This window comes from Roseobacter sp. FCG-D35 (genome assembly GCF_033436665.1).
Lineage (GTDB): Bacteria > Pseudomonadota > Alphaproteobacteria > Rhodobacterales > Rhodobacteraceae > JAWQFO01.
In genome coordinates, this window is record NZ_JAWQFO010000005.1 from 43,904 (window position 1) to 56,592 (window position 12,689).

Consider the following 12,689-nt stretch of genomic DNA (forward strand, 5'->3'; position numbering starts at 1 on the left):
TGGATGACCCGGCAGATCAACTACGGGCTGATCGGATGCGGCATGATGGGGCAGGAGCATCTGCGCAACATCGCGCTCTTGGAGAACGCCCGCGTCGCCGCGATCTTCGAGCCCGATGCCGCGATGGCGCGGATCGCCGGAAAGCTGGCGCCCGGGGCACGGATGGCGGGATCGGTCGACGACCTGCTGACGGATGAAAGCCTCGACTGCCTCGTCATCGTCAGCCCCAACCATCTTCACGTCGGGCAGATCGAAGAGATCGCCGCGCGCCGTCCGCTGCCGCTGCTGGTCGAAAAGCCGCTTTACACCAACCCCTCCGACCGGACTCGGATCGAGGCGCTGAAGGCCGGCTACCCGGCGCCGATCTGGGTTGCGATGGAGTATCGCTACATGCCGCCCGTTGCTGTGCTGGTCGCCGAGGCCGAGGCGGTGACGGGCGGGGTGCGCATGCTCAGCATCCGCGAACACCGCTTTCCGTTCCTGCGGAAGGTGGGCGACTGGAACCGGTTCAACCGAAACACCGGCGGCACGTTCGTCGAGAAATGCTGCCATTTCTTCGACCTGATGCGGCTGATCCTGAAATCCGACCCGGTGCGCGTGATGGCCACGGGCGGGCAGGCGGTCAATCATCTCGACGAAAGCTACGGCGGAGAGGTGCCGGACATCCTCGATCATGGCTACGTCATCGTCGATTTCGCCTCCGGAGCGCGGGCAATGCTGGAGCTGTGCATGTTCGCCGAGGGCGCGCGGTTCCAGGAGGAGATTTCGGCGGTGGGCTCGCAGGGCAAGATCGAGGCCCGCGTGCCGGGGCCGTCCCGGTTCTGGCCGGTCGAGCTTGGCGCCCCGCCGGTTCCGGAGCTCGAAGTGAGCCCGCGCGCGCCCAAAGGTCCGGCGCTGCGGGAAATCCCGGTGGACCCCACGCTGCTGGAGGCCGGCGACCACAACGGATCGACCTTCTACCAGCACCGGCGGTTTCTCGACCTCGTGCGCTCCGGCGGGCGTCCCGAGGTCACCGTGGACGATGGCGCCTGGGCGGTGCGCATGGGGCAGGCGGCTCAGGTGTCGGCCGAGACCGGGACGGCGGTGACTTTCGACAGCCTGTAGAAGTCGACCGCGCGCGGATCAGCCTTGGCCGAGAGTACTTGCGGAGCGGGCGAGTTCCGTGATCCCGGCCCAGTCTTCGCCCGAGACCTTGTCTTCGGGTGCGACCCAGCTCCCGCCCGCGCAGACCACGTTCGGCAAGGACAGGTAGCTTTCGGCGTTCTTCGGGCTGACCCCGCCCGTCGGGCAGAACCGGACCTGCGGCAGCGGGCCCGCAAGCGCCTTGAGCGCGGGCGCTCCGCCCGATGTCTCGGCTGGAAAGAACTTGAGCATGTCATAGCCGCGGGCCAGCAGCCGCATGGCCTCGCTGGCCGTTGCGGCTCCCGGCAGCATCGGCAGGCCGGCGGCCTCGGCGGCATCCAGCAGCTCGTCGGTCGCACCGGGCGAGACGCCGAACCGGGCGCCCGCATCGACTGCGCGCTTCACGTCGTCGGGCGTCAGAAGCGTTCCGGCGCCGGCGATGCCGCCTTCGACCTGCGCCATCTGCGAGATCGCCTCGAGGGCTGCGGGCGTGCGCAGCGTGACCTCGAGCACCGGGAGGCCGCCCGCGACCAGAGCCTCGGCCAAGGGTTTCGCGGTCTTCGTGTCGCGAACGACGAGCACGGGGATGATCGGCGCCTTGCGGCAGATGTCATGGGTAAAGGCGCTGGCCTCGGTCGGTGTCATCAAGAGTTCCCTCGTGGGTGATAAAGTCAGAGCACGCTGGCGCCGGTGTCGGCCGAACCGACCAGCCGCCGGAAGTTGGCGAAGAGATCCCGGCCCTGCCCGTGTTCGTTTGCGCTCAGGTCTGCCTCGGCCAAGTGCCGGTCGAGCACGCCCTCGGTCACGATGTCAAGAGTGCCATGCTCGGCATCGACACGCAGGATGTCGCCGTCGCGCACCCGCGCGATGTTGCCGCCATCGACCGCTTCGGGGCAGACGTGGATCGCCGACAGGACCTTGCCCGAGGCTCCGGACATGCGCCCGTCGGTGACCAGCGCCACCTTCAGCCCGCGTGCCAGCAGGTTGGCGAGGATCGGTGTCAGGCTGTGCAGTTCCGGCATGCCGTTGGCCTTGGGTCCCTGAAAGCGCACCACGACCACGACGTCTCCGTCGAATTCGCCGTTCCGGTAGGCCGCCTTGACCGCTTCCTGGTCGTGAAAGACGCGGGCGGGCGCTTCGACGATGCGGTGCTCGGGCGCCACGGCGGACACCTTGCAGACGGCGGTGCCGAGCGCGCCGGCCATGCGCTTGAGCCCGCCGGTCGGCTGGAACGGATCGTTCGCCGGGCGCACGATCTTGTCGTTGAGGCTGGTCTTCGGTCCCGCGACCCAGTCCAGCACCCCATCGGTGATCTTGGGCTCTTGCGTATACCGCTCCAGCCCCTTCCCGGCGATCGTCGTCACGTCCTCGTGCAGCAGGCCCGCGCCCAGAAGTTCGCCGATCATGAAGCCGAGCCCACCGGCAGCGTGGAAGTGGTTCACGTCCGCAAGGCCGTTGGGGTAGACCCGCGCCAAAAGCGGGGTCACGTCGGCGAGATCCGAGAAATCCTGCCAGTCGAGCACGATGCCGCCTGCACGCGCCATCGCGACAAGATGGATCAGGAGATTGGTCGACCCGCCCGTGGCATGAAGGCCGACGATGCCGTTGGCATAGGCGCGTTCGTCGAGCACGTCGCAGACCGGCGTATATTCGTTCCCGAGATGGCTGATCGCCAATGCGCGTTGCGCCCCGGCTTCGGTCAGCGCGTCGCGCAGCGGCGTGTTCGGGTTGACGAAGCTCGAACCGGGCAGGTGCAACCCCATGAACTCCATCAGCATCTGGTTGGTGTTCGCGGTGCCGTAGAAGGTGCAGGTACCGGGACCGTGATAAGCCGCCATCTCGGCCTTCATCAGCGTGTCGCGCCCGACCTCACCGGCGGCGAACTGCTGGCGCACCTTCGCCTTCTCGTCATTGGAGATGCCGGAAGTCATCGGCCCGGCCGGCAGGAACACCGTCGGAATGTGACCGAAGGTTTGTGCGGCAATCACCAGCCCCGGGACGATCTTGTCGCAGACCCCGAGGTAGACCGCCGCGTCATAGGTGTTGTGGCTCATCGCGACGCCGGTCGCCATGGCGATGACATCGCGCGAAAACAGGCTCAGCTCCATCCCCGGTGTGCCTTGCGTGACACCGTCGCACATCGCCGGAACGCCGCCTGCGACCTGCGCCGTGCCGCCCACGCGCCGCGCCGCCTCGCGGATCAGCTCGGGAAAGCGCTCGAATGGCTGATGCGCCGAGAGCATGTCGTTGTAGGTGGTCACGATCGCAAGGTTGCCGGCAGTCGTCGTGGCCAGCGCCTCCTGGTCCGGACCCGCGCCGGCATAGGCATGGGCCTGTCCGCTGCAGCCCAGGTGCGCCCGCGCGGGTCCGTCCTGAGCGGCCTGTCCCATCCGGTCCATATATGCGCGGCGCGTCAGTTCGCTGCGCGCTATTATGCGGTCTGTGACCCTGGCGAGCGTGTCGTTGAGCATGGGCTTGATCCTCGTTCGGCGCGTCGAATCGCTTCGGGTGTTACACCTGTCGCTGTCGCAACTCCTGTTAGCGCTAACCTATCATGTCGCGCCGGCAGCTTCAATTGCAGTCGAGCGGTGCCTGAGCCGGCGATCGCGAATTGCCGCGCATCTGGCGACATTGGCGGAGTTGCATGCATATCGCGCAACCCGATTGCACAAAGAGCAGGCAGTTCGGACGTCTTCTGACCGCGCTTTGACCGGTTCGCGGGGGCCTGTTGCCGGGGCGGGCTTGAAAAGCGCCGGGCACTGGTTCTGCAATGCAGCATGCCCGACCGACTGTCCATCGTCATAATCGAGCGCGACCGCGACCGGGCGCTGATGATCGCCGACGCCTTGACGCAGGTTGAGGACCATGAACTCCACATCATCTCGGACGTGACCGGTCTGCGCCGTAGTATCGCAGAACGCAATCCCGACGTGGTCCTTGTCGACCTCACCAGCCCGAGCCGCGATACGCTGGAGGAACTCGCGCTTGCGTCCGGGCCGCTGGAACGCCCGGTGGCGATGTTCGTCGACCGCACCGACAGCACGCTGACGCGCCAGGCGGTCGAGGCCGGCGTGTCGGCCTATGTCGTGGGCGGGCTGCATCCCGATCGCATCCGCCCGGTGCTTGACGCCGCCGTGGCGCGGTTCCGGATGTTTCAGCGCATGCGCACGGAACTTGCCGCCACCAAGCAGGCCCTGCAGGAGCGCAAGGTGATCGAGCGGGCGAAAGGCATCCTGATGCGCAGTCGCGGGATGACCGAGGACGAGGCCTATGCGCTGTTGCGCAGCACCGCGATGGAAAAGGGCCGCCGTCTGCCGGACGTGGCCGAGGCGCTGGTCACCGCGGCGGGCCTGCTGCAATGAGCGGCCTGGAACTGACGGCGGGTTTCATTCCGCTGGTGGACGCGGCGCCGCTGATCGTCGCGCGCGAGATGGGGTTCGCCGACGAAGAGGGGCTGCGCCTCAGCCTGCGCCGCGCCCCGAGCTGGTCGATGCTGCGCGACATGTTGGCGGTCGGGCAGATCGAGGCGGCGCACATGCTCGGCCCGGTGCCGGTCGCGATGGCGCTGGGGCTGGGCGGTCTGTCGGACCGGATCGACGTACTGTCGGTTCTGTCGGTCAACGGCAACGTGGTCGGCGTGTCCAACGAAATCGCGGCCCAACTGCGGGAGGCCGGCCATCCGCCCGGCGCCCTGCGCGACGCGGCGACCGTTGGGCGGGCGCTGATCGGGCTCGGTCGACCGTTGCGGATCGGGGTGCCGTTCCCGTTTTCGATGCATGCCGAACTGCTCTATTACTGGCTGGGATCGCTGGGGTTGGCCGCGCCGCAGGCGCTCGACGTGCATACGCTGCCGCCGCAGATGATGGCCGACGCCATCGCGGCGGACGAGATCGACGCCTTTTGCGTCGGAGAACCCTGGGGTTCGATCGCCGTGGAGGGCGGTGTCGGAGAGCTGATCCTGCCGACGGCGGCGATCCGGTCCTTTGCGCCGGAAAAGGTGCTGGTCGTCCGGCACCAATGGGCCGAGACCGAGCCGGACCTGACCGGGCGGCTGATGCGCGCGGTCTGGAAGGCCGGCCGCTGGCTGGGCCGGGTGGAGAACCGTATCACCGCTGCCGAGCTTCTGCATCGTCCCGGATATCTCGGGGTTTCTCCGGAGGTGATCGACCGTGCACTCAGCGGGCGCCTTGTGACGGCCCGCGACGGATATGAACAGCATGTTCCGGGGTTTCTGGAGTTTCATGCCGGTGCCGCGACCTTTCCCTGGAAATCGCAGGCGGCCTGGATCGCGGCGCGACTCGCCGCGAGGCTCGGGCTGGAGCGCGGCGCCGCGGTCTCGGCCGCGCGGGCCGTGTTTCGAACCGATCTCTATCGTCGTCACCTGGCCGGGACCGGTGCCGAAATGCCGGGCGCGTCCGACAAGCTCGAAGGGGCGCTCGAGGTGCCGACGGCGGTGGCCTCGGAATCGGGACGTCTGCAGCTGATGCCGGACCGGTTCTTCGACGGGGCGATCTTCGACCCGAAGGCGCCGGTCTGAACCCGGCGCAGGTGTCAGTAGGCCTTGCGCGTGTCCAGAAGGGCCAGCGGCGTGCGCAGCAGGATCTTGATGTCGAGCCAGAGCGACCAGTTCTCGATGTAGCGCATGTCGTCGTCGACGCGGGCGCGCAGCTGTTCGGGGTCCTCGATCTCGCCCCGGAACCCGTTGACCTGGGCCAGTCCGGTGATGCCCGGCGGAAGCCGGTGACGGGCCGAGTAGTTGCGCACCAGTTCGCTGAATTTTTCCTGCTGCGAGGACAGAGCGGTGAGCGCGTGCGGCCGCGGCCCCACCAAAGACAGAGATCCGTCGAGCACGTTGAGAAGTTGCGGAAGCTCGTCGATCGAGGTCTTGCGCAGGATGCGCCCGACCGGCGTGACCCTGTTATCGTCGCGTGTGACGATGCGTTCGGCGGCGCTGTCGCAGCGGTCGTGGTACATGCTGCGGAACTTCCAGACCTTGACGATGCGGTTGTTGAAGCCGTGCCGTTCCTGCCGGAAGAAGATCGGACCCGGGCTGGTGAGCCGGACCGCAAGCGCCGCGGCAAGCAGGACCGGTGACAACAGCGCCAGGGCGGTTCCGCCGACGGCGATGTCGAACAGACGCTTCGCCATGCGTCGCTCGGCGCCGAAGGTGCCGCTCAGGACGCCGGCGCCGGGCGCGTTCGGAAATCGCAGGTCCTCGCTGACCTCGGAAATGTGAATCGCGACCGGCAGGACGCTCATCTTGTCGAGCAGGTGCGCCATCCGCGCCTCGGCAGACAACGGCAGGGTCATGATGATCAGATCGATCTCGGCAATGCGGCAGAAATCGACGAGCGCGTCGAACCGTCCGATCTTGGGCACGTCCAGCAGCAGATCCGGCACGCGGTCGATCCCGCGGTCGTCGAAGAAGGCGCAAACCTTCACGTCGCAGTCGGGCTGAGCTTCGAGACCGCGCAGGACGCGCATCGCCTCGGTGTCGCTGCCGCCGGCCATGACCGCGCGCCGTGCGGTGAGCCCGGTCGCCACCAGCCACTGCACCGCGACGGCCACGAAAATCCGCACCGGCAGCGTGCCGAAAACGAACGCCACCGCCGCGGCGACGAACAACTCGCCCGAGGGCGTCGCGGGGGTGGTGAAGGTCAGGAGGGGCAGGAGCGGCATGAAGGCCAGAAGCGCGGCACTCGGGACCACCGACCGCCGGTTCTGCAACACTGTCAGCCGGTATCCCGGCCAGGCCGCGACGGCGCAGACCCCGCTGGCCGCCAGACCCAGCGCGGTCAGGACCGCGGCCAGAGGGGAGAACCACGCGGTCGTGGCATAAAGGACGAACCACATCGCAACGCCCAAAGTCACAACGTCGAGACAGGCCACCACGATCGCCACCCTGACGCCGACGAAGGCGGGGCGCGAGAAGCCGAGGGCCATTCGCACCGCTGCCTCGCCCAGCGTTCCTTCGTGATCTATTCCGCTGATCTGGTCGGGGATTTGGACCATGTCACGCACCTGCCTGAGTCTCACCTGAGCGCTCGGCCTAGCACGCTGCAAGTTAAGCATCCGTAGCCGGGCACACTGCGGGGTTGAACGATCCCTGCATGATTTTCGATCAATTGGCGAAATTCACAGCGAGATGGTGCCGAAGAAACAGGCAGACCCGGATTCCGGCCCGGAATGCCAAGGCGATCTGCAAGTTTTCGTTTTTTCTGCGGTGCAGAAGCGCTAGACACAAACCGAAGTCGAGCAAGGGCGCTCGACCGTCACCCCCGAAGCAGGGACTTATCCCGAGCAAAGCCGCTCTGTCCGCCGGATTTCCGTCCGGTTGGAACAGCAGGCTTTCGACTGTCGGGGGGTGATCCTCCCGGCGCAGATCCGATGCGAGGACCGAAACAATGAACAACAGGACCATTCTCGGCGCATTCGCCGCAACCGCACTCTTCGCCGCACCCGCTTTGGCCGAACTCGACCTCGAGAAGGACGAGCTGACCTTCGGGTTCATCAAGCTCACCGACATGGCACCGCTCGCCGTCGCTTACGAACAGGGATATTTCCTGGACGAGGGACTTTTCGTCACGCTCGAGGCGCAGGCCAACTGGAAGGTGCTGCTGGACGGGGTGATCGACGGCCAGCTCGACGGGGCGCATATGCTGGCGGGCCAACCGCTGGCCGCCACGATCGGCTACGGAACCGAGGCGCATATCGTCACGCCCTTCTCGATGGACCTCAACGGCAACGGCATCACCGTTTCGAACGAGGTCTGGGAGATGATGAAGCCGAACATCCCCACGATGGACGACGGCCGCCCGCAGCACCCGATCTCGGCCGAGGCGCTGAAACCGGTGGTCGAGAGCTTCTGGGCCGAGGGAAAGCCCTTCAACATGGGCATGGTCTTCCCCGTTTCGACCCATAATTACGAGCTGCGCTACTGGCTTGCCGCCGGGGGGATCAACCCGGGCTACTATTCGCCCGACAACGTCACCGGCCAGATCGGGGCAGAGGTGTTCCTGTCGGTGACCCCGCCGCCGCAGATGCCAGCGACCCTCGAGGCCGGCACCATCTCGGGCTATTGCGTCGGCGAGCCGTGGAACCAGCAGGCGGTGTTCAAGGGCATCGGTGTGCCGGTGATCACCGATTACGAGCTGTGGAAGAACAACCCCGAGAAGGTCTTCGGGATCACCGCCGAATTCGCCGAGCAGTACCCGAACACCACGCGCGCCGTGACCAAGGCGCTGATCCGCGCGGCGATCTGGCTTGACGAGAACGACAACGCCAACCGCGAGGAGGCGGTCGAGATCCTGTCACGGCCCGAATACGTCGGCGCGGATGCCGAGGTGATCGCCAACTCGATGACCGGCACGTTCGAGTATGAAAAGGGCGACGTGCGCGAGGTTCCCGACTTCAACGTCTTCTTCCGCTACAACGCGACCTATCCCTTCTACTCGGACGCCGTCTGGTACCTCACGCAGATGCGCCGCTGGGGCCAGATCGCCGAACCGCAGACCGACGCCTGGTACGACGAGACCGCGAAATCGGTCTATCGCCCGGACATTTACCTCGAGGCCGCGCGCATGCTGGTCGACGAGGGGCTCGCGGACGAGGCGGACTTCCCATGGGACAGCGACGGCTACAAGGCGCCGACGCCCGCCGCCGACATCATCGACGGCATTCCCTACGACGGGCGCGCGCCGAACGCCTACCTCGACAGCCTGCCTATCGGTCTCAAGGGCGACCAGACGGTCGTCGGCGACCAGATCCAGGGCTGAGCCCGTCGCGCCGGGCAGCCCACGCCGCTGCCCGGCCTATTCTCCAGACATTCCGCCAGGAGCCATGACATGACCGCCATCGATCCGGCCATCTCCGACGCCCAGCTCAAGGACGCGCGCCGCGCGCGGCTATTCACCCGCATCAACAAGGCCGATGCCTGGTTCCAGGTGCTGGGCCTCGCCTGGATCACGCCGATCCTCAAGGCCGCCGCCGGGGACAATCCGGCCGCGCAGATGCGCAGCCTCTGGCAGCTCCTGGGCGTGCCTTTGCTGGCAATCGCGGGCTTCCTTCTGCTCTGGGGCACGCTGGCCCCGACCGTTCAGACCTCGCTCGGCGCCATTCCCGGCCCGGCGCAGGTCTGGCACGAAGCGGTGAACCTTCACCAGGACGCCGTGTCGAAGTCCGAGCGCAAGGCGAAGTTCCAGGCCCAGGTCGACAAGCGCAACCAGCGCCTGATCGACGCCGGGCGCGCGGACGAGGTCAAGGAGGTCGCCTACACCGGCGCACCCAGCTACTACGACCAGATCTGGACCTCGATCCGAACGGTCTTCTTCGGCTTTCTGATCGCCACCGTCGTCGCCGTGCCGCTGGGCATCCTGGCCGGCCTTTCGGCCACGGCCAACGCGGCCCTCAATCCGCTGATCCAGATCTTCAAGCCGGTCTCGCCGCTTGCCTGGCTGCCCATCGTCACGATGGTCGTCTCGGCGGTCTACGTCACCAACGACGGGCTATTCGCCAAGTCGTTCCTCGTCTCGGCGATCACGGTCACGCTCTGCTCGCTCTGGCCGACGCTGATCAACACCGCGCTGGGCGTGGCTTCGATCGACCGCGATCTCGTGAATGTCTCGAAGGTGCTCAAGATGAACACCTGGTCGAAGATCACCAAGCTGGTACTGCCCTCGGCCCTGCCCTTGATCTTCACCGGCCTGCGCCTGTCGCTCGGCGTCGGCTGGATGGTCCTGATCGCGGCAGAGATGCTCGCTCAGAACCCCGGCCTCGGCAAGTTCGTCTGGGACGAGTTCCAGAACGGATCGTCCTCGTCGCTGGCGCGGATCATGGTCGCGGTGCTGACGATCGGGATCATCGGCTTTCTGCTCGACCGGGTGATGTACGCGCTGCAATCGCTCTTCACCTTCTCGGCCAACCGGTGAGCACCATGGGTATTCTCGAACTCAGCAATGTCTCGAAGGGCTACGGCGAAGGCCTTGCCTGTACCGAAGTGCTCAAGGGGATCGACCTCGACGTGCGCGAAGGCGAGTTTCTCGCCATCCTCGGCTTCTCCGGCTCGGGCAAGACCACGATCATGAATCTGATCGCCGGTCTCGATCAGCCAGACAGCGGCACCGTCTCCTTCAAGGGCGCGCCGGTGACCGAACCGGGGCCCGAGCGCGGGCTGGTCTTCCAGTCCTACTCGCTGATGCCCTGGCTCACCGTGCGCGGCAACGTGATGCTGGCGGTCGAGGCGGTGTTTCCGAAACTGGCCAAGGCCGAGAAGCAGGCCAAGGCGGATCACTACATCGACATGGTCGGGCTGTCGCACGCGGCGGGTCGCCGCCCGGCGGAACTCTCGGGCGGGATGCGCCAGCGCGTCGCCGTGGCGCGTGCGCTTGCGATGTCGCCGGAACTACTGCTGCTCGACGAGCCGCTGTCGGCGCTCGACGCGCTCACAAGGGCCAAGCTTGCCGACGAGATCCTCGAGATCTGGGAGACCGACAAGAAGACCGTGATCCTGATCACCAACGATGTCGACGAGGCCATCATCATGGCCGACCGGATCATCCCGCTGAACCCGGACGGCACGCTGGGCACGGCGTTTTCCGTCGACCTGCCACGACCGCGCGACCGGATGGAGATGAACCACGACGAAGGGTTCAAGAAACTGCGCGCCGCGGTGACGACATACCTGATGGACGTGGGGATCGAGGCGAAGATCGAAGAGACCCGCAAGCTGCCCGACGTGACCCCGATCCACGGCGTGCCGAAGGCCGTCGCGGCGGCGCAGGAAGGGATGATCGAGAACCGTTTTCTCGACTTCAGCCAGATCCACAAGGTCTACCCGACACCGAAAGGACCACTCACCGTGGTCGAGGATTTCGACCTCAAGGTGGACCGGGGCGAGTTCATCTCGCTGATCGGTCATTCCGGCTGCGGAAAGTCCACGGTGCTGACCATGGCGGCGGGGCTCAACGAGATCTCGAAAGGCGTCATCAAGCTCGACGGGTACGAGGTCGAGGGTGCGGACCCGGAGCGTGCCGTCGTCTTCCAGTCGCCCAACCTCTTTCCCTGGCTCACCGCCAAAGAGAACGTCGCTATCGGCGTCGACAAGGTCTATCCGCGCGCCTCGCAGGGCGAGCGGCAGGAGGTCGTCGAATACTACCTCGAACGTGTCGGACTTGCCGACAGCATGGACAAAGCGGCGTCGTCGCTGTCGAACGGGATGAAGCAGCGCGTCGGCATCGCGCGGGCCTTTGCCCTCTCGCCCAAGCTGCTGCTGCTCGACGAGCCTTTCGGCATGCTCGACAGCCTGACGCGCTGGGAGTTGCAGGAGGTGCTGATGGAGGTCTGGTCCCGCACCAAGGTGACGGCGATCTGCGTCACGCACGACGTCGACGAGGCGATCCTGCTGGCCGACCGGGTGGTGATGATGACCAACGGGCCGCAGGCCACGATCGGGCGCATCGTCAACGTCGACCTGCCGCGCCCGCGCACCCGCAAGGCGCTGCTCGAGCATCCCGATTACTACGCCTACCGCGAACAGGTGCTCGATTTCCTCGAGGAATACGAACACGGCGCCAAGCCGAAATCCGACACGCCCGACCGTCCAGAAGACGGCACGAAAACGCAGGAGGCCGCATGATGGATACCGTTCTCGATCTGCCTGTCCGCACCTTCATCGAAGTGACCGAGGTCTGGGTGCCGGACGGCGACCGGCTGGTGCTGGGGGCTGGCAGCTACGGCGCGCTCGAAGACTTCGCCGCCGTGTCGGGGCAGGAGAGCTTTGCGAGGGGCGAGGGCCTGCCCGGCAAGGCCTGGGCCGAGGCGCGGCCGGTGGTCCTGAAGGGCTTCGAAGGCTCCTACTTCAAGCGGACCGAGGCGGCGCATGCCGCGGGCCTGACCAGCGCCGTCGCGGTGCCGGTCTTCGACGGAGCGACGCTGAAGGCCGTTCTCGTCACGCTCTGCGGCGACGACGAGACCCGCACCGGGGCAATCGAGGTCTGGTCCGAAGCGGACGGTCTGCTGACGCTGGACGACGGCTACTACGGCGCCGCGAAACACTTCGAATGGGTCAGCCAGCACACCCAGTTTCCGCGTGGGCAAGGTCTGCCGGGCGGCGTCTGGGCCGCCGAGACCCCGGTGATGATGCGCGATCTCGGATCGGGCTACCGCTTCATCCGTGCCGAAAGCGCAGGGAAGGCAGGCCTGACCAACGGTCTCGGCGTTCCGGTGCCGGTGCCGGGCGGCAAGACTTTCGTGCTGACGCTGCTTTCGGCGCGCGGCACGCCGCTGGCGCGGCGCTTCGAGATCTGGGACGCGCGCGCGGCGAAGGTCGGCAGCAAGAACGACGCGGTTCTCGTCGACGGCATCTGCGCCCGCGACGGGGCGCTCTGGGACGCCGAAACGGAACGCCGGGTCTCCGCATGGCAGGGGTCCATTGGCAAGGTCCTCGGCACCGGGCTGCCGGTGCTCGAGACCGGCGCACCGGGCCTCTGCGCTGGGTACGACGCTATGACCGCCCTGCCGATCTACCAGAGGGGCGAACTGGCGCATGTCGTCGCCTGGTACTGCTGAGG

General features: G+C 66.6%; 10 protein-coding genes. 7 read left to right on the forward strand and 3 right to left on the reverse strand.

Annotation, left to right across the window (positions count from 1 at the left end; translation table 11 throughout):
* Positions 1 to 3: 3 nt before the first annotated feature.
* Positions 4 to 1,104, forward strand: coding sequence for a Gfo/Idh/MocA family protein (locus R5H30_RS12970; protein WP_318328836.1), 1,101 nt, complete (start codon positions 4 to 6; stop codon positions 1,102 to 1,104).
* 18 nt (positions 1,105 to 1,122) lie between these two features.
* Here R5H30_RS12970 and eda read toward each other — a convergent pair whose 3' ends face one another.
* Complete coding sequence (eda, locus tag R5H30_RS12975) at positions 1,123 to 1,767, reverse strand: bifunctional 4-hydroxy-2-oxoglutarate aldolase/2-dehydro-3-deoxy-phosphogluconate aldolase (RefSeq protein WP_318328837.1); 645 nt, start codon at positions 1,765 to 1,767, stop codon at positions 1,123 to 1,125.
* A gap of 26 nt (positions 1,768 to 1,793) precedes the next feature.
* Positions 1,794 to 3,593 (reverse strand): phosphogluconate dehydratase, encoded by a 1,800-nt coding sequence (edd, locus tag R5H30_RS12980; RefSeq protein WP_318328839.1) that lies wholly within the window; start codon positions 3,591 to 3,593, stop codon positions 1,794 to 1,796.
* A gap of 306 nt (positions 3,594 to 3,899) precedes the next feature.
* On the opposite strand from edd, the gene R5H30_RS12985 reads away from it, so the two are divergent.
* Complete coding sequence (locus R5H30_RS12985) at positions 3,900 to 4,484, forward strand: ANTAR domain-containing response regulator (protein WP_318328840.1); 585 nt, start codon at positions 3,900 to 3,902, stop codon at positions 4,482 to 4,484.
* Positions 4,481 to 5,659, forward strand: a complete 1,179-nt coding sequence (locus tag R5H30_RS12990; RefSeq protein WP_318328842.1) for a CmpA/NrtA family ABC transporter substrate-binding protein — start codon at positions 4,481 to 4,483, stop codon at positions 5,657 to 5,659. Before R5H30_RS12985 ends, R5H30_RS12990 begins: the two co-directional genes overlap by 4 nt.
* A 14-nt stretch (positions 5,660 to 5,673) precedes the next feature.
* Here R5H30_RS12990 and R5H30_RS12995 read toward each other — a convergent pair whose 3' ends face one another.
* Positions 5,674 to 7,134, reverse strand: a complete 1,461-nt coding sequence (locus R5H30_RS12995; protein ID WP_318328844.1) for an exopolysaccharide biosynthesis polyprenyl glycosylphosphotransferase — start codon at positions 7,132 to 7,134, stop codon at positions 5,674 to 5,676.
* 392 nt (positions 7,135 to 7,526) lie between these two features.
* On the opposite strand from R5H30_RS12995, the gene R5H30_RS13000 reads away from it, so the two are divergent.
* From R5H30_RS13000 to R5H30_RS13015, 4 genes are all read left to right on the forward strand, one after another.
* Positions 7,527 to 8,897 (forward strand): CmpA/NrtA family ABC transporter substrate-binding protein, encoded by a 1,371-nt coding sequence (locus tag R5H30_RS13000; protein WP_318328845.1) that lies wholly within the window; start codon positions 7,527 to 7,529, stop codon positions 8,895 to 8,897.
* Between the two features lie 69 nt (positions 8,898 to 8,966).
* Positions 8,967 to 10,049 carry an ABC transporter permease gene (locus R5H30_RS13005; RefSeq protein WP_318328846.1) on the forward strand — a complete coding sequence of 361 codons (1,083 nt, stop codon included), beginning with the start codon at positions 8,967 to 8,969 and terminating at the stop codon, positions 10,047 to 10,049.
* Positions 10,050 to 10,054: 5 nt separating this feature from the next.
* Complete coding sequence (locus R5H30_RS13010; RefSeq protein ID WP_318328847.1) at positions 10,055 to 11,755, forward strand: ABC transporter ATP-binding protein; 1,701 nt, start codon at positions 10,055 to 10,057, stop codon at positions 11,753 to 11,755.
* Positions 11,755 to 12,687 (forward strand): GAF domain-containing protein, encoded by a 933-nt coding sequence (locus R5H30_RS13015; protein ID WP_318328848.1) that lies wholly within the window; start codon positions 11,755 to 11,757, stop codon positions 12,685 to 12,687. Before R5H30_RS13010 ends, R5H30_RS13015 begins: the two co-directional genes overlap by 1 nt.
* Positions 12,688 to 12,689: the final 2 nt, after the last annotated feature.